We start from the raw sequence: 16,892 nt of genomic DNA, 5'->3' as shown, positions 1-16,892 counted from the left end.
TTTACCATTGAAATAAAAAGGTTTACTATGCCGCAAGTTACTCCATTAGCCATAGATATCTCGCCAAGTAAGGACTTTAGCCCTGTTCAGTCAGGAGCGATTAGCACATCCAAAAATTCAACTAAAGATTTTGCACAAATGGTTGACCAGCATTATCAAAGTCAACAAAGCGGCAAAAAGCAACAGGCAAGTGGCAATAACATGAAACTTGCTAGCGAAATTAATGCTGAAAAGAAAGTACCCCAAGAAAAATCTTCCACAACGGATGTGCAACCAAAAGAAAAGGAAATGGGTGGAGTTTCTGATGAGAAGGTTAATACAGAAATTAACCAAAGCGAAGCTTCAGAAAGATTGCCTTACGATGATACAGCGACTAGTGAAAAAAATGTTCGAGTAGAAAATAGCCAAGAAGAAACACCGGAACACAAAGCTAGCGGATTAATTAATCTTGATACAAATTCCACCGCACCTGAAAATACAGATAAAAGTACCGAGCAATTAATGTCGTTGTTATCTGCGTCACAACAACTATTAAATGATACGGTGAAAAATGACGGTACGATACCATCACAACTTAATGAAAAACCATCAATAGTTGTGGCTGGTAGTCATCAACAAGAAAAAACACAGTTAGCAGCAATGTTAAGGCAAGTGCTTGGTGGCAATAGCCAAGAAAATGTAGCGACCAGTGATAATACCCTAGCAAAAGATAGCCTTGCGCCAGAGTTAGCTAAATCATTAACCGTTCCAGTAACGGTTAACAGTGAAATGCCAGCAAAGAAAGTTGACCTAGCTAGCGAACCCAAAGTCGTTGCTGATAAAGTTGTGCAAGGGGAGGCTGAATTAGCTTTATCTGCATTATTGGAGAAAAAAACAAACAGTGAAGGACAAGCTCCCTCGCTAAAAACAACGAATGTTAATGGCCAACTTTCCACGCAATCCGTTCCTCCTGCTCAAAGCGAAACGTCGTTAAAAGCAGAGCCGATTGTAGATAAAACCAATAATGTACCGAAACAGGCGATGCCTTTAAGTGATCTTGAAGCGCTATTAGCGGATATGGAAAAAGCGCCCACGGATACTGAACTTGAACAAATTAAAGCTGCACTTATCGCCAATCAAGACAAAGCTATAATTCCTGATAAAAGTAATCAAAGTATCAGCAATAGTAAAACGTCGGTCGATAAAGAGTTGGCTGGAGCGGTATTGCCTGTAACCCTTAAAAATGAAAGCTTGGTTAACGAAATAGCAATTGATGCTGATAAGGTCAATACGGATAATGTTGTTTTTTCAAGTGTAGCTGTTCCAGGTGAAAAACAAGCTCAGGAAAATAACGCAAATAATAGTCGAGGGGTTAATCAGATAAACCAGAAAACCCTTGAAACACAAAATTTAAATGCCGGTGAACAATTTAAAGAGCCAGCTAAAGATCAGTCGGCAGAGCAACAAAACCAAAAGCAGGCACAAAGCTTAACTCAGCTTGATAAAGTGGCTAACAATGATGCTCAAGTCAAAGAAAAAACTATTAATGAAATATTTGATAAGAAACAAGTCAGTACAAGTATTGAGAATACTCTTAATAGAGATATGCATCGAGCCAATAATGAAGTAACCAAATCTACGGCTTCTGCGGAGGAAATGATCACTAAATTAACCAGTGACCATGTGCAATCAACGGCCCAATCAGCAACAAATGCCAAGCAAGTGACAGCGTTACAAAATGAAGCCCTATCGGTATACCGTAAAGACTTTACTGGCGCATTGAATGATAAAGTCATGGTAATGATGAACCAAAAGCTTCAGCAGGTTGAAATTCGTCTTGACCCACAAGAATTAGGTAATGTGAACGTAAAAATAAATCTGCAAAATGAGCAGGCGGTTGTTAATTTTACTGTTCAAAATCAGCAGGCTAAAGAAGCGTTCGATCAAAATTTAGGGCGATTAAAAGAGATGCTTGCTGAAAGTGGCGTCAATGTCGGTGATGCGAATGTCGAACAGCAAAGTAAACAAAATAATAATGAAGAAGAACTCGGTGAAGGTCGCCAAGGTGGTGGTGACGGTAACGAGAATGAATTTTCAGATTTAAGTGATACTCAAACACTACATTTGGTTAAAGGTTCGTCAACTGGTATAGATTACTACGCATAAATGACAAAACTCATTGGCTCGCTGACCATTCAACGATATAGTTGACTGAAAGTAATTTTAACATTTAAATAGATAATAAAGGCTTGATGATGGCTGATGATAAAGGCGAAGGTAAAGAATTAGAATTAGACGGTAAAGGCAAAAGCAAAAAGATGATCATTATCATTGCTGCTGTTGTGATATTGGCTGTTGGCGGTGGAGCGGCTTATTTTTTTCTGGCTGGAGATGATGCTGTTTCTCAAGAGCAACTTGATGCTGAGCTAGACGGTGATAGTGCCAGTGAAGGCGAAGCCGTTGAAAGTGTTAGTGCCAGTACAGGCTCTGCGCTTTATGTACCTATGCCAAGACCTTTTCGCTTTAATGTTCCTGGCGCTGCCCGCGACAGATTTGTAGAAATCAGAGTGCAATTATTAGTACGTGGCTCTGATAATGAAGAAGCGGCAAAGAAGCATGTACCATTAATTGAAAGTACTTTACTAGCGACTTTTTCTCAATCAAATGCCGATGATTTAGCAACCAGTGCCGGAAAAACCTCATTGAAACAGAAATCTTTAATAGAAGTTCATAAAATTATGAAAGAAGTTGAAGGTAGCAATGTGGTTGAAAAAGTATTATTTACCGGTTTTGTAATGCAATAAGGCTATGCGATAAAACAATGCATTTAATTAAAGAGACTATTCAGTGAGTGATTTATTATCTCAAGACGAAATTGATGCGCTATTACACGGTGTTGATGACGTTGAAGAAGAGGAGCTAGTTGAAGACTTTGCCCGTGAAGCTGGCAGCACGTCTGACTATGACTTTTCATCACAAGATCGCATTGTTCGTGGCCGGATGCCAACACTGGAAATGGTTAACGAACGTTTTGCACGCCATATGCGTATCAGTTTATTTAATATGATGCGCCGCACTGCTGAAGTATCAATTAATGGTATTCAGATGATCAAGTTTGGCGAATATGTTCATACCTTATTCGTGCCAACAAGCTTAAATATGGTACGTTTTCGCCCATTAAAAGGCACCGCATTAATTACCATGGAAGCACGGCTGGTCTTTATTTTAGTCGATAATTTTTTTGGTGGCGATGGTCGCTATCATGCAAAAATTGAAGGTCGTGAATTTACGCCAACAGAGCGTCGTATTATTCAAATGCTGTTAAAGTTAATTTTTGAAGATTACAAAGAAGCTTGGTCACCCGTGATGGATGTCTCTTTTGAGTATTTAGATTCTGAAGTTAACCCGTCGATGGCCAATATTGTTAGTCCTACCGAAGTGGTAGTGATCAGCTCTTTTCATATTGAACTTGATGGTGGTGGTGGTGATTTTCACATTGCTTTGCCTTACTCAATGCTCGAACCTATCCGTGAGCTACTTGATGCCGGTGTACAGAGTGATAAAGAAGATACCGACATGCGATGGTCGAAAGCCCTACGCGATGAAATAATGGATGTTCCCGTTGAATTAACCACTAAATTTATCTCTGTAGACCTACCTTTACAAAAGATTATGGACTTAGAGAAGGGCGATATTATTCCTATTGAGATGCCAGAACATATTACGGTATTAATTGAAGGTTTACCGTCGTTTAGAGCAAAACTAGGCCGTAGTCGCGATAATGTTGCGATTAAAATATCTGAAAAAATTAAACGTCCTGAATCAGTGAAAAACGAATTAACGATATTAACTAAAGGAGGTAAGCGCCTAGATAGCGACGCTGAATTACATCTTTTAGAAGACGATTTCGATTATTAATAATTTTATTAAAGCAGCAGTAAACAAAAAAATAAATTTGAGGCCAATGGCATGAGTGATAAAGACGATGATTTAGGCATGTGGGATGAAGCGATGGATGAACAAGCCGAAGCTGCAGCCAAAGCCGAAACTGTTGAGTTAGAAGAGCTTGAAGAAGATGCACCAATAACGGGTGATGAAAAACGTAAACTGGATGCGATTTTAGATATTCCGGTGACTATTTCAATGGAAGTTGGACGTAGTCATATTAGCATTCGTAATTTATTACAGTTAAACCAAGGCTCTGTTGTTGAGCTTGACCGAGTTGCGGGTGAATCCCTCGATGTATTGGTCAATGGTACGTTAATCGCGCATGGTGAAGTTGTTGTGGTAAACGATAAGTTTGGTATTCGATTAACCGATGTTATTAGCCAAATTGAACGTATTAAAAAGTTGAAGTAATACTGATGCGTTTTTTACTTTTTAGCTTGTTAAGCTTACTTACTTTTTTGGGCCATGCTCAAGAAAGTATCGTCGCAACAACCGTCGTTGAAACAGACGACGCTCCCGTGATAGCGCAAACAGCACCGGCGACCGTTGAAGTAGGACGACATGTTATGGGTAATATTGATGCCGGTAGCATGATCGTTTCATTATTGGCGGTACTCGTTGCTATCGTTATTGTTGCTTGGCTATTAAAAAAGCTTCAAGTAGGGGGCACCTCAGTAAATGGTTTGAAAGTGGTGACTAGTTTAAATTTAGGCTCCAAAGAACGATTAGTGGTGGTGCAAGTGGGTAAAAAACAATTGTTACTCGGTGTTACCGGTCAACAAATTAATATACTTGATACGCTAGCCGAACCTATTGAAGTTAAAAGTGGTGTGCCGATAGAACTTAGCCAAACATTAGCACGCTTTAGCCGTAATTCTGCGAATAAAGCCAATAGTGAAAAATACTCATGAAAGACTCGATATTAAACGATGGTGCTAAAACGGCGCAATGTTCTGCTAACGCAATGGCAAAAAGAAATCCACTCGAAAATTTACTGATCCGTTTATTTTCTGTAAAAGGTTTTATTTTTTTATTTTTCCTCCTTGTTGCTTTTTTTGCCAGTCAAACGGTATTAGCCGCTGATGATTTGGGTATGTCGGCATTGAAGCTGACCACTAACCCTGACGGTTCACAAGAATATACGGTAACCCTGCAAATATTAATGTTTATGACCGCATTAGGCTTTATTCCTGCTGCGATTATTATGATGACCTCTTTTACCCGTATTGTCGTGATCATGGCCATTTTAAGACAAGCGATAGGATTACAACAAACACCGTCTAATCAGGTGGTTATAGGTTTAACGCTTTTTATGACCATGTTCATTATGACGCCTGTCTATAATGAAATAAATCAACGAGCGATTGAACCTTATTTAGCCGACCAAATGACATCAGTACAAGCCATAGATAGTGCAAAAATTCCTTTAAGAGCGTTTATGCTTGAACAAACCAGAATTAAAGATCTACAAACCTTAGCCAATATGGCGGGTATTGTTGAAGTTGATCAACCCACTGATTTACCCATGACCGTGATTATTCCTGCCTTTATTATTAGCGAGTTAAAAACAGCTTTTCAAATAGGTTTTATGCTCTTTATTCCTTTTTTGATTATTGATTTAGTCGTTGCTAGTATTTTAATGGCAATGGGTATGATGATGCTATCGCCGATGATCGTTTCTTTGCCCTTTAAGCTAATGTTATTTGTGCTGGTAGATGGTTGGAACTTGGTGATAGGCACTATCGCAACGAGTTATGGCATGGGGAGTATTTAATGAATCCAGAAGTTTTTGTCGACATACTCAGTGATGCACTATTTTTAGTGATTGTTTTGGTGTCTGCGATTATTATTCCGGGTTTGTGTGTCGGCTTAATCGTTGCTGTATTTCAAGCGGCAACATCGATTAATGAACAAACATTAAGCTTTTTACCTCGACTAATCGTGACACTTTTAGCCCTTATCTTTGGAGGGCATTGGTTAGTACAAAAACTCATGGATTTTACTATCCGACTGATTGCAAGTATACCCAGTGTGGTGAGCTAGTGGAATTCACCGAGTCAGTTGTGATGCAATATATTGCTGACTTTATTTTACCTTTCGCGCGCATTTCTGCGCTTATTATGGCAATGATTGGCTTTGGTTCTAAAATCATCCCAGGTAAAGTTAAAATTTTTCTGTGCGTAACATTAACGGTCGCCGTTATGCCGGCAATCCCGCCAACACAAGTTGGCAGCCTGATTTCTTTTGAAACAGCGCTGCTTATGTTTGAACAAATGGTTATTGGTGTTGCGCTTGGCCTAGTTACCGTTATGGTACTTAATACTTTTACCTTAGCGGGTCAAATTATTGCCATGCAAACGGGCTTAGGTTTTGCTTCACTCGTTGACCCGGTTAGTGGCATGAATGTTCCTGCTGTTGGCCAGTTTTTCTTGATTTTATCTACCCTGATGTTTTGGGCGATGGACGGACATTTAGCCTATATACAATTTATTGTTGCCAGTTTTGAAACCTTGCCCATCGGGGAGTACAAGTTTACGGCCGATAAATTTAAAGAAGTGGTTGAGTGGGGCGAATGGATGTTTGCTACTGCGTTATCGTTAGCATTAGCGCCACTAACGGCTATGTTACTGATTAACTTTTCTTTTGGAGTTATGACGCGAGCAGCCCCGCAATTAAATATTTTTGCGATAGGTTTTCCGGTAACTATGTGTGCTGGTTTGTTAATTATGTGGTTAACGATGGGTAACTTTTTTACTCATTATGAATTGCAATGGCAACGTGCACTAGATTTTAGCTGTTACCTCATTAATTGTAAGGCAAACTAATGGCTGATGCAGGTAGCGGTGAAAAAACAGAAGAACCTACGGCTAAGAAAATTGCTGATGCGAGAAAAAAAGGTCAAATAGCACGTTCAAAAGATTTAGGCACTATGTTTGTGTTGGTGGGTAGTGCTGTTGCAATAATGCTGGTCGGCGGTATGTTGACTGAAAGCTTAGCCGGAATTATGAAACGGTCATTTAGCTTGAGCCGTGAAGAAGTCATGGACATTCATGCGTTATACAATGTGCTTAGGGGCTCGGTAGGCACGTTAGTGGCACCAATGTTGTGGATATTCTCTATTATTATCGTCGCCGCTTTTATTGGCAATACTATGTTGGGAGGGATGAGTTTTTCTTCTGAGGCTATGGCGCCAAAGGCTAGTAAATTGTCACCTTTAGCCGGTTTAAAGCGTATGTTTGGCATAAAAGCTTTAGTTGAGTTATTCAAGTCGTTAATGAAGTTTTTTGTGGTTTTTATTGTCGCGTATCTGTTGTTGAGTAGTTTGTTTCCAGAAATATTAGGTCTTAGTTTGGAGCTGATCCCACTGAGTTTAGAGCACTCGGTAACTTTATTACAATGGATGTTTTTAGCATTAGCCTTATCGGTAGGTATTATTGCTGCGATTGATGCGCCCTATCAAACTTGGGATCACAACCGTCAGTTAAAAATGACTAAGCAAGAAATTAAAGACGAAATGAAAAATTCAGAGGGTAGTCCTGAAATCAAAGGTCGTATTCGTCGTACTCAATATGAAATGTCGCAGCGTAAAATGATGCAAGAAGTGCCTGACTCTGATGTGGTTATCACCAATCCAACCCATTATGCGGTCGCGTTGAAATATGATGTCACCGCCGGTGGTGCGCCAATGTTAGTGGCAAAAGGTATTGATGAAATGGCGATGCATATTCGTACTATCGCTAAAGAAAATAATGTTGAAATTATTGCTTCTCCGGCATTAGCCCGGTCTTTATATTATAGCGCAGACGCCAATCAAGAAATCCCAGAAGAGCTCTTCGCTGCGGTTGCTCAAGTGTTAGCTTTTATTTTTCAACTTAACGAACATAAAAAAGGTAAAGCCAAAAGGCCGACACCGATTGCAAAAAATCTCCCTATCCCCGATGAATTCAAATATTAATAATCTTTACAATCATTAAGTTAAGTGTTTTTTTGTCGATTTATCCATCACTCTAATTATATTTAATCGACGTTGGTCTACTTATTGCTATTTCATGGTATGCGTCAAAAAAATATCATAAGAGTAATATGCAGTTAATTACTTCATTTAAAGAGTTCAAAAAAAGTAAAATAAACCTATTTTCTGGTTTAGGTACGCCAATATTAATTATGGCGGCGCTTGGTATGGTTATTTTACCTATGCCGGCATTTTTACTCGATATACTTTTTTCTTTTAATATTGCCTTATCTTTGGTGGTATTACTGATCACCGTTTATACCTTAAAACCTCTTGAATTTGGTTCTTTTCCTGCCGTACTGTTAATTGCCACTATTTTACGCTTAGCACTAAATGTCGCAAGTACACGAGTGGTGCTACTTGAAGGCCATGAAGGGCCTGATGCTGCGGGTAAAGTTATTGAAGCCTTTGGCTCTGTGGTTATTGGTGGTAACTATGCGGTTGGTTTAGTGGTTTTTGTTATCTTAATCATTATTAACTTTGTGGTTGTTACTAAAGGTGCTGGGCGTATTGCTGAAGTAACCGCGCGTTTTACCCTCGATGCTATGCCTGGTAAGCAAATGGCAATCGATGCTGATTTGAATGCTGGCTTTATTACCGCTGACCAAGCAAGAGAAAGACGTATCGAAGTCACCAGTGAAGCTGATTTTTATGGCTCAATGGATGGTGCCAGTAAGTTTGTTAAAGGTGATGCGGTTGCCGGCATATTAATTTTATTGATTAATATTATCGGTGGACTCGTTATCGGTATGGTACAACACGATTTAAGCTTTGACAGAGCGGTTGAAATATACACCTTATTAACGATTGGAGACGGCCTAGTAGCGCAAATTCCAGGTCTACTTTTATCGGTAGGTACGGCGATTGTTGTTACGCGACAAAATACCTCTCAGGACATGGGCGAGCAAGTCAGCAGCCAATTAGGTCAAGAACGTTCTTTGTATATTGCTGCCGCCGTTATGTTTGTCATGGGTGTTATTCCGGGCATGCCACACTTTGCATTTTTATTCTTTGCTTTTATGATCGCTGGAACCGCCTTTTTAAGTGGAAAGTACAAAATTGCCAAAGAAAAACAATTAGCGGATAAGTCAGATGCTGAACAGGTTGAAACCCAGCAACAAGAAGCAGAAGTAAAAGACTTAGGTTGGGACGATGTTAACCATGTTGACATTATCGGCTTAGAAATTGGTTATCGCCTAATACCTCTAGTAGATAAATCTCAAGGTGGGGAACTCCTTAACCGTATTAAAGGTGTTCGTAAAAAACTATCCCAAGAGTTTGGCTTTCTAGTGCCAGCGGTACATATTCGCGATAATCTTGATTTAGACCCTAATGTTTATCAAATATCATTAATGGGCGTCACTATCGGTGAAGCTGAAATTAGACACGATCATGAATTAGCGATAAATCCAGGGCAAGTGTTTGGCAAACTTGACGGCGTGGCAACAATCGATCCTGCTTTTGGACTAGAAGCAGTATGGATAAAACCAGCACAACGCGAACATGCTCAGTCTTTAGGCTATACCGTGGTTGACGCATCGACTGTCCTTGCCACTCATTTAAGTCAAATACTAACAAATAACGCGGCACAGTTACTTGGTCATGAAGAAGTACAAAACCTTCTTGATATGCTAGGCAAAAATTATCCTAAATTAATTGAAGGGTTCATCCCTGATGTTTTATCACTGGGTACTTTGGTTAAAGTACTACAAAACCTAATGAATGAAGGTGTTGCTGTTCGTGATATGCGCAGTATTATTCAAACGTTAGTTGAATATGGTCCTAAGTCCCAAGACCCTGAAATTTTAACCGCCGCTGTTCGTATTACCTTGCGTAAATTCATTGTTCAAGAGTTAGTGGGACCCGTGACTGAGGTACCTGTCATAACTTTGGCGCCAGAGTTGGAACAGATGTTGCACCAGTCTATGCAAATGGCTGGCGACGATGGTGCTGGCATTGAACCAGGTTTAGCAGAACGGTTACAGAAATCATTAGCTGATGGTGCTCAACAACAAGAAATGGCGGGTGATACGCCAATATTGTTAACCTCAGGGATTTTAAGAGCTGTACTGGCTAAATTTGTTAAATATACTATTCCAGGCTTGCGGGTGATTTCATACCAAGAAATTCCTGATGATAAGCAGATAAAAATAGTAAGCGCCATAGGTCAATAATTACGATATCAGTAATGAGCAGCAGAAAATATTTGCGGTTAAATGAATAAGTCATTAACAGCGATTGCAGTTGATAAGGGGTTAGTTTTGAAAATTAAACGTTTTGTAGCAAAAGATATGAGAAGTGCGCTGACACAAATCAAAGACGAGCTAGGTGCTGACGCTGTGATTATGTCAAATAAACGCGTACCTGAAGGCGTTGAATTAATGGCTGCGGTTGACAACAACGTCGAAATTAAGGCAACACAACCCGCAATGCAAAATTCTCCTGAAATCAACTCAACAGCGCAAGCAACAAACAGTTTTGACCGTTCGATTGACAATGATGTGGTCAATATTAGACAAAATAATCCTTTGACCAGTCCTAGTGTTTCGCACAACTCGGCAGCAGAAGATAGCCGCTTACCCTCAGACAGTTTAGCGGCTTTATTAAGCCGTCAAGTTCAGCAAGCACCTGCAAATATTGGTCAAGGTATTAATCAAGCTCAGCATGATAAAATCGTCCAGGCAGCCGCTAAGCTAAATAATCCAAATAACTCAGCGCAAGTTTCAACGCCAACACCGTCAAGCAATATTGAGCAGCAATTTAAAAGCTTCACCGACCGTTTAGAGCAAAATAGCCAAGAACAAGGTGATGAACAATCAAGCGACTCATATCAACAGCCGGTGATGAACCAAGCACAGTCTTTAGTAAGCGATGGGTTACCGCCACAAAATGTAAATAACGCCGACTTAGAGAAAATGAAACACGAAATGTCTTCTATTCGTGAATTACTAGAACATCAAATTTCGGGGTTAATGTGGCAGGATATGGCGCAAAAAGATCCCGCTCGTGCGATGTTGGTTAATCGACTAATGTCTTTGGGTATGAGCGAACAAGTTTCAGATCAAATTGCAGGTTATATTCCAGCACAAAAAAATGACCAAGATACTTGGTTATTAGCGAAAAAATTTATCAGCCAACAAATTAACACCACTAATAATGACATTATTCATCGTGGTGGCGTGGTTTCATTAGTGGGACCTACCGGCGTAGGTAAAACAACTACCGTAGCTAAACTCGCGGCGCGGTTTGCTCAGATTCATGGCGCAGACCAAGTGGTGATGATCTCAACAGATAACTACCGTATTGCTGGATTTGAACAATTAGCCACTTACGGCCGAATTATTGGTTGTGATGTAAAGCTTGCAGGTGATGCAAAAACCTTAGATACATTGTTGCAACAGTTCTCCAAAAAGAAACTAATACTTATTGATACTGCAGGTATGGGGCAACGTGATATGCGTTTAGCTAAACACCTAACTACTTTAGTTTCTAATGCAAGGGTAAGAATTCGCAACTATTTAGTGTTAGCTGCTAATACTCAACAACGAGTTATGCAAGAAAATGTTGACCGCTTTAAAAAAGTACCTTTAGCTGGCTGTATTTATACTAAACTTGATGAAAGCCTTAGCATAGGAGAAATAATTTCCACTTCGATTCAAAACGGTTTAGCGATAGGCTACTTAACGGATGGACAAAGAGTTCCTGAAGATATTAAAGTTGCAAATGCTGAAAAACTCGTTACGCTAGCAGATAAAATGAGCGCGAAAAATCAAATTAATAATCCAATAAATTGGCGAACAGCACCGATGAGTGCCAATACAGCTGTATTTCCATAACGTGTTCTAAATATGTGAATTTTAACCCTATAAAAATATGCAGATTAAATGATTATAGGGTTATACTAAATTAATTGATGGCTATTCGTAAGAAAGTAGAGAAAGACGATAAATGAATGATCAAGCAAGTGGCTTAAGAAAAATGCAAAATTCAGCTCCGGTAAAAGTCATTGCTGTCTCTGGCGGTAAAGGCGGAGTAGGTAAAACTAACGTTTCGCTTAATACCGCTATTGCACTTGGACAATTAGGACAACGAGTTTTAGTTTTAGATGCCGATTTAGGCTTGGCTAATGTCGATGTTATGCTAGGTTTGCGGGTAAAACGTAACTTATCACATGTGCTTTCTGGCGAGTGTGAATTAGACGATATAATTATTGAAGGTCCCGCTGGTATTAATATCATTCCTGCTACGTCAGGTTCACAATCTATGGTCGATTTAACGCCTGCTGAACATGCGGGTTTAATTCGCGCTTTTAGTGATATGAACACAAAATTTGATGTGCTTATTGTTGACACTGCAGCCGGTATTTCCGACATGGTACTAAGCTTTTGCCGTGCCTCACAAGATGTGATGTTAGTGGTCTGTGATGAACCTACATCTATTACTGATTGCTACGCCTTAATGAAATTATTAAGTCGAGATCATGGCGTATTTAAATTTAAAGTTGTTGCCAACATGGTGAGAACGCCAAGAGAAGGACAACAACTCTTTGGTAAGCTTTCTAAAGTTACCGATCGATTTTTAGATGTTGCGCTTGAACTCGTTGCTGTCATTCCATTTGACGAAAATATAAGAAATTCCGTTAGAAAACAAAAAGCAATTGTTGAAGCTTATCCACAATCGCCTGCAGCGGTTGCTTTTAAATCTTTAGCAGGTAATTTAATTAAATGGCCGGTGCCTAAACAAGCGTCAGGTCATTTAGAGTTTTTTATTGAACAATTGTTAGAACATTAATAACAATAGTAATCAGATATGAGTACTTTGTTGAAAGTTCTATATCTTTCCTATAATTTAGCGAGTGAGCGATAGTGGTAAAACCAAATGCTTACAGTATTCAAACTGATAAATCTGCTATAATTTCGCAGCATACAGTTTTAGTGAAAAGAATCGCTTATCACCTATTAGCAAGGTTACCTGCGAGCGTGCAGGTTGATGACCTTATTCAGTCAGGCATGATAGGCCTGCTTGAAGCGTCTAATAATTTTGATCACGGCAAAGGTGCAAGTTTTGAAACCTTTGCTGGTATTCGTATCCGTGGTGCTATGCTTGATGAAATACGCCGTGGTGACTGGACTCCCCGCTCTGTTCATAAAAATAGCCGCATGGTCAGTGAAGCGATAAAATTGCTTGAAGCAAGTTTAGGTCGTGATGTAACTGATATTGAAGTTGCTGAAAAACTTGATATTTCGTTAAATGACTACCATCATATTCTAAGTGAGGTAAGTACCGGTAAAATAATTGGTATTGAAGACTTAAGTACGGGGGCAGATGCTATATCGAATATGGAAGATGTGAATAATAACGATCCCTATGATAATTTTGAAAAAATAGTTTTTAAAAAATCGTTAACAGCATGCATTTCCACTTTACCCGAACGCGAAGCTCTAGTACTGTCACTATATTACGACGAAGAATTAAATCTTCGAGAGATTGGTCAAGTGCTTGATGTAAGTGAGTCGCGTGTTAGCCAAATTCACAGTCAAGCGATGCATAGGTTAAAAGGACGTATGCAATCTTGGCAAAGTTGAGTAGAATATACATATAATCACAATTTTAAAATGTTCTCACCGGAGGGTGCCTTGGATAAAAATATGAAAGTTCTTGTTGTTGATGATTTTTCAACGATGAGACGTATCGTCAAAAACTTGTTACGAGATTTAGGTTTCACTAACATTTCAGAAGCAGATGACGGTAGCACTGCTTTACCGATGTTAAAAGAAGGCTCTTTTGACTTTGTTGTAACTGATTGGAATATGCCAGGTATGCAAGGTATTGATTTGCTCAAAGCCATCCGTGCCGATGCAAAGTTATCACATATCCCAGTATTGCTGATTACTGCTGAAGCAAAGAAAGAACAAATTGTGATGGCGGCTCAAGCGGGTGTTAATGGCTATATTGTAAAACCATTTACCGCAGCGACGTTAAACGCCAAGTTAGATAAAATATTTCAACGCTTAGGTTAATTCCTTAATTAGATAGATAATTAATTAATCTAAACGTGAGGTTTTTGCATGAGTGCGAATACAAATGTGCATGTTTCTTTGGAAGAAGCAAAGCTACTGGTCGAATATTTAGAAAGTGGTCAACAAGACAAGGCAGATGAATTAATTGCTGAAATTCAAAATCCAATTAATTCTGAATTGTTTGCTGAAATAGGCAAGCTGACTCGCCAACTACATGACTCATTAAATAATTTTCAATTAGATTCCAGGTTAAATGATTTAGCGACAGCAGATATCCCCGATGCTCAAGAACGTCTAAACTACGTTATAACGCGAACGGAAGAAGCCGCTAATAAAACCATGGATGCTGTTGAATCTATTTTTCCCGTTGTGGATACGATACAAAAGCAAATAAAGGCTGTTAATCCGTTATGGCAAAAATTAATGCATAACAAATTGGAATTAACTGAATTTAAAAGTTTATGTGTTGATATAGATTTATTATTAAAAACGACAGATAGAGAATCAGTGCGTATGCATGATTTAATGACTGATGTTTTGATGGCGCAAGATTTTCAAGATTTAACCGGACAAGTTATTCGTAAAGTTATTGATCTAGTTCGTGAAGTAGAGGATAGCTTGATTGGTATGCTAACCGCTTTTGGTATTACGACAGATAGTAATGCAGAGCGAAGTAAACCTAAAGTAGGTGATAACTTAGTTGAAGGCCCGATCGTTAATGCAGCACAACGTGATGATGTTGTCGCTGACCAAGATGATGTTGATGACCTTTTATCAAGTTTAGGATTTTAATAGGAGTTGCTGGATGTCATTTGAGCAAGATGAAGAGATTCTTCAGGATTTTTTAATAGAAGCTGGAGAAATACTTGAAACGCTTTCGGAACAACTCGTAGAACTTGAAAACGACCCCGATAATGCCGAATTATTAAATGCTATTTTTAGAGGTTTTCACACCGTTAAAGGTGGGGCCGGATTTTTAGCATTACATAATTTAGTTGACGTATGTCATGGCGCGGAAAATATTTTCGATCTGTTACGTACCAACCAACGTAGTGTTAGTGCAAGCCTAATGGATGTTATTTTACAAGCGCTTGATGTTGTAAATGAAATGTTTGTACAAGTTCAAAACGGCGAGAAACTTGATAAAGCTGATGCTCAATTACTTGCAGAATTGCATCGTTTAAGCCAACCAGAAGGCAAAGAGCAAGCGCCTGCGCCAGTCGTTGTTGAAGCAGTAGCTACTCATGAAAGCGAAAGTTCTTCTAGCGATGAAATGTCAGAAGATGAATTTGAACGACTTCTCGACGAACTCCATGGTGGTGGCTCAGCTTCTACGCCAGCCCCAGCACCTGAAGCAACAGCAACGTCTTCAGACAGCAATGATATTTCAGATGACGAATTTGAATCCTTACTCGATGAACTTCACGGTCAAGGTGCTTTTTCGCCTGAAGTCGCTGCTAATAATTCAAGTAAACCATCTTCATCGAATAACAGTTCATCAGACGAAATAAGTGACGATGACTTTGAAGCTTTATTAGACGAATTACATGGTCAAGGTCAAGCGCCGAAATTATCTGTTACTCCAGCACCTAGCGCACCAACACCAGCACCAGCACCAACACCTGTTGCTCAAACACCAGCCGCGAAGCCAGCACCTGTAGCTCCTGCAGCTAAACCTGTCGCTAAAGCGCCAGTGCCAGAAAAAGCACCCGCTAAAGCAATGCAGGGTGAAACAACTGTTAGGGTTGACACTAAACGTCTTGATCAAATTATGAATATGGTTGGTGAGCTTGTCTTAGTGAGAAATCGCTTAACAAGTTTGGGCTTAACCAAAGAGGATGAAGATTTAACGAAAGCTGTTTCTAACCTTGATGCGGTAACGACTGATTTGCAAGGTGCGGTAATGAAAACCCGTATGCAGCCAATCAAGAAAGTCTTTGGACGATTTCCTCGAGTTGTTCGAGATTTAGCGCGCAGTTTAGACAAAGAAATTAAATTAGTGCTAAAAGGTGAAGAAACCGATCTAGATAAAAACCTTGTTGAGGCACTCGCAGATCCATTAGTGCATTTAGTGAGAAACTCTGTAGATCACGGTATCGAAATGCCTGATAAGCGAGAAGCATTGGGGAAACCAAGAGAAGGTGTCGTGGTGCTTTCTGCTTCTCAAGAGGGTGACCATATATTATTAACCATCAAAGATGATGGTGCAGGCATGAATGCAGAAAAGCTCAAAGAAATTGCGATTACTCGTGGTGTTCTTGACGCTGACTCTGCTGCTAGAATGACAGATAAAGAAGCCTTTAGTTTAATTTTTGCTCCAGGGTTCTCTACCAAGACTGAAATTTCAGAAGTTTCAGGCCGTGGTGTTGGCATGGATGTAGTCAAGACTAAGATTACCCAGTTAAACGGTACGGTAAGTATAGATTCTGAAATGGGCGTAGGTACAATCTTAGAGATTAAAGTACCGTTAACGTTAGCTATTTTACCGACATTAATGGTTATTGTCGGTAAGCAAACATTTGCTTTACCACTTGCTGGCGTGAATGAAATATTTCATCTTGATTTAACCACGACCAACGTTGTTGATGGACAATTAACCATTATTGTTCGTAAAAAGGCGATTCCACTCTTCTACTTAGATAAGTGGTTAGTACGTGATTTTGTTGAGAAGCCAAGAGAAAAAGGTCATGTGGTTATTGTTCAATTGGGCAATCAGCAAATTGGCTTTGTGGTCGACAGTCTAATTGGTCAAGAAGAGGTGGTGATAAAGCCACTCGACCGTCTATTACACGGCACACCAGGTATGGCCGGCGCAACAATTACCAGCGATGGTGGTATAGCGTTAATTATCGATGTGCCTAATATGCTGAAGTTTTACGCAAAAAAATCTGTTGTTAATAAAAAATTACGCTCTTAACGTATAATAAAGCCCT

At 39.5% G+C, this 16,892-nt stretch carries 16 protein-coding genes; all 16 read left to right on the top strand.

Annotated elements, in window-relative coordinates:
* Window positions 1-27: 27 nt before the first annotated feature.
* The 16 genes from H4J75_RS00500 to H4J75_RS00425 all read left to right on the top strand — a co-directional run bounded on the left by H4J75_RS00500 (window position 28) and on the right by H4J75_RS00425 (window position 16,876).
* Window positions 28-2,145: a flagellar hook-length control protein FliK gene (locus tag H4J75_RS00500; protein WP_182221066.1), complete on the top strand. Its 2,118-nt coding sequence runs from the start codon at window positions 28-30 to the stop codon at window positions 2,143-2,145.
* A gap of 89 nt (window positions 2,146-2,234) precedes the next feature.
* Entirely contained in the window at window positions 2,235-2,783 is a 549-nt protein-coding gene (gene fliL / locus H4J75_RS00495; protein WP_182213519.1) for a flagellar basal body-associated protein FliL, read from the top strand.
* A 43-nt stretch (window positions 2,784-2,826) separates the two neighbouring features.
* The gene (fliM, locus tag H4J75_RS00490) at window positions 2,827-3,897 is read left to right on the top strand and encodes a flagellar motor switch protein FliM (protein ID WP_146799119.1); all 1,071 of its coding nucleotides are present in this window, start codon (window positions 2,827-2,829) and stop codon (window positions 3,895-3,897) included.
* A gap of 51 nt (window positions 3,898-3,948) precedes the next feature.
* Window positions 3,949-4,338 carry a flagellar motor switch protein FliN gene (fliN, locus tag H4J75_RS00485; RefSeq protein ID WP_070374625.1) on the top strand — a complete coding sequence of 130 codons (390 nt, stop codon included), beginning with the start codon at window positions 3,949-3,951 and terminating at the stop codon, window positions 4,336-4,338.
* Window positions 4,339-4,343: 5 nt separating this feature from the next.
* Window positions 4,344-4,838: a flagellar biosynthetic protein FliO gene (fliO, locus tag H4J75_RS00480; protein WP_070374624.1), complete on the top strand. Its 495-nt coding sequence runs from the start codon at window positions 4,344-4,346 to the stop codon at window positions 4,836-4,838.
* Window positions 4,839-4,891: 53 nt separating this feature from the next.
* Window positions 4,892-5,701, top strand: coding sequence for a flagellar type III secretion system pore protein FliP (gene fliP / locus H4J75_RS00475; RefSeq protein WP_182221239.1), 810 nt, complete (start codon window positions 4,892-4,894; stop codon window positions 5,699-5,701).
* The gene (fliQ, locus tag H4J75_RS00470) at window positions 5,701-5,970 is read left to right on the top strand and encodes a flagellar biosynthesis protein FliQ (RefSeq protein ID WP_070374623.1); all 270 of its coding nucleotides are present in this window, start codon (window positions 5,701-5,703) and stop codon (window positions 5,968-5,970) included. Before fliP ends, fliQ begins: the two co-directional genes overlap by 1 nt.
* Window positions 5,970-6,752, top strand: coding sequence for a flagellar biosynthetic protein FliR (fliR, locus tag H4J75_RS00465; RefSeq protein ID WP_182221065.1), 783 nt, complete (start codon window positions 5,970-5,972; stop codon window positions 6,750-6,752). Before fliQ ends, fliR begins: the two co-directional genes overlap by 1 nt.
* On the top strand, window positions 6,752-7,882 hold the full coding sequence (gene flhB, locus H4J75_RS00460; protein ID WP_182213522.1) for a flagellar biosynthesis protein FlhB: 1,131 nt from the start codon (window positions 6,752-6,754) through the stop codon (window positions 7,880-7,882). The genes fliR and flhB overlap by 1 nt, the downstream gene beginning before the upstream one ends.
* Window positions 7,883-8,010: 128 nt before the next feature.
* Window positions 8,011-10,113, top strand: a complete 2,103-nt coding sequence (flhA, locus tag H4J75_RS00455; RefSeq protein WP_182213523.1) for a flagellar biosynthesis protein FlhA — start codon at window positions 8,011-8,013, stop codon at window positions 10,111-10,113.
* A gap of 87 nt (window positions 10,114-10,200) precedes the next feature.
* Window positions 10,201-11,775 carry a flagellar biosynthesis protein FlhF gene (gene flhF / locus H4J75_RS00450; protein ID WP_182221238.1) on the top strand — a complete coding sequence of 525 codons (1,575 nt, stop codon included), beginning with the start codon at window positions 10,201-10,203 and terminating at the stop codon, window positions 11,773-11,775.
* Window positions 11,776-11,887: 112 nt separating this feature from the next.
* Window positions 11,888-12,730: a MinD/ParA family protein gene (locus H4J75_RS00445; protein ID WP_182213525.1), complete on the top strand. Its 843-nt coding sequence runs from the start codon at window positions 11,888-11,890 to the stop codon at window positions 12,728-12,730.
* Window positions 12,731-12,804: 74 nt separating this feature from the next.
* Window positions 12,805-13,524 carry an RNA polymerase sigma factor FliA gene (locus H4J75_RS00440; RefSeq protein ID WP_070374618.1) on the top strand — a complete coding sequence of 240 codons (720 nt, stop codon included), beginning with the start codon at window positions 12,805-12,807 and terminating at the stop codon, window positions 13,522-13,524.
* Window positions 13,525-13,575: 51 nt separating this feature from the next.
* Window positions 13,576-13,959 (top strand): chemotaxis response regulator CheY, encoded by a 384-nt coding sequence (gene cheY, locus H4J75_RS00435; protein WP_182176128.1) that lies wholly within the window; start codon window positions 13,576-13,578, stop codon window positions 13,957-13,959.
* A gap of 48 nt (window positions 13,960-14,007) precedes the next feature.
* Entirely contained in the window at window positions 14,008-14,751 is a 744-nt protein-coding gene (locus H4J75_RS00430; protein WP_182213526.1) for a protein phosphatase CheZ, read from the top strand.
* A gap of 13 nt (window positions 14,752-14,764) precedes the next feature.
* On the top strand, window positions 14,765-16,876 hold the full coding sequence (locus tag H4J75_RS00425) for a chemotaxis protein CheA (protein ID WP_182221064.1): 2,112 nt from the start codon (window positions 14,765-14,767) through the stop codon (window positions 16,874-16,876).
* Window positions 16,877-16,892 lie beyond the last annotated feature (16 nt).

This window comes from Colwellia sp. BRX10-1 (assembly GCF_014077545.1).
Taxonomy (GTDB): Bacteria; Pseudomonadota; Gammaproteobacteria; order Enterobacterales; family Alteromonadaceae; genus Colwellia_A.
Note: the sequence above shows the minus strand (reverse complement) of the source record. Positions and strands in the feature narration are given on the sequence as shown.

Coding starts and splice junctions, on each gene's coding strand:
- H4J75_RS00500 (WP_182221066.1), top strand. CDS start 28: ATGCCGCAAGTTACTCCATTAGCCATAGATATCTCGCCAAGTAAGGAC.
- fliL (WP_182213519.1), top strand. CDS start 2,235: ATGGCTGATGATAAAGGCGAAGGTAAAGAATTAGAATTAGACGGTAAA.
- fliN (WP_070374625.1), top strand. CDS start 3,949: ATGAGTGATAAAGACGATGATTTAGGCATGTGGGATGAAGCGATGGAT.
- fliO (WP_070374624.1), top strand. CDS start 4,344: ATGCGTTTTTTACTTTTTAGCTTGTTAAGCTTACTTACTTTTTTGGGC.
- fliP (WP_182221239.1), top strand. CDS start 4,892: ATGGCAAAAAGAAATCCACTCGAAAATTTACTGATCCGTTTATTTTCT.
- fliQ (WP_070374623.1), top strand. CDS start 5,701: ATGAATCCAGAAGTTTTTGTCGACATACTCAGTGATGCACTATTTTTA.
- flhB (WP_182213522.1), top strand. CDS start 6,752: ATGGCTGATGCAGGTAGCGGTGAAAAAACAGAAGAACCTACGGCTAAG.
- flhA (WP_182213523.1), top strand. CDS start 8,011: ATGCAGTTAATTACTTCATTTAAAGAGTTCAAAAAAAGTAAAATAAAC.
- H4J75_RS00445 (WP_182213525.1), top strand. CDS start 11,888: ATGAATGATCAAGCAAGTGGCTTAAGAAAAATGCAAAATTCAGCTCCG.
- H4J75_RS00430 (WP_182213526.1), top strand. CDS start 14,008: ATGAGTGCGAATACAAATGTGCATGTTTCTTTGGAAGAAGCAAAGCTA.
- H4J75_RS00425 (WP_182221064.1), top strand. CDS start 14,765: ATGTCATTTGAGCAAGATGAAGAGATTCTTCAGGATTTTTTAATAGAA.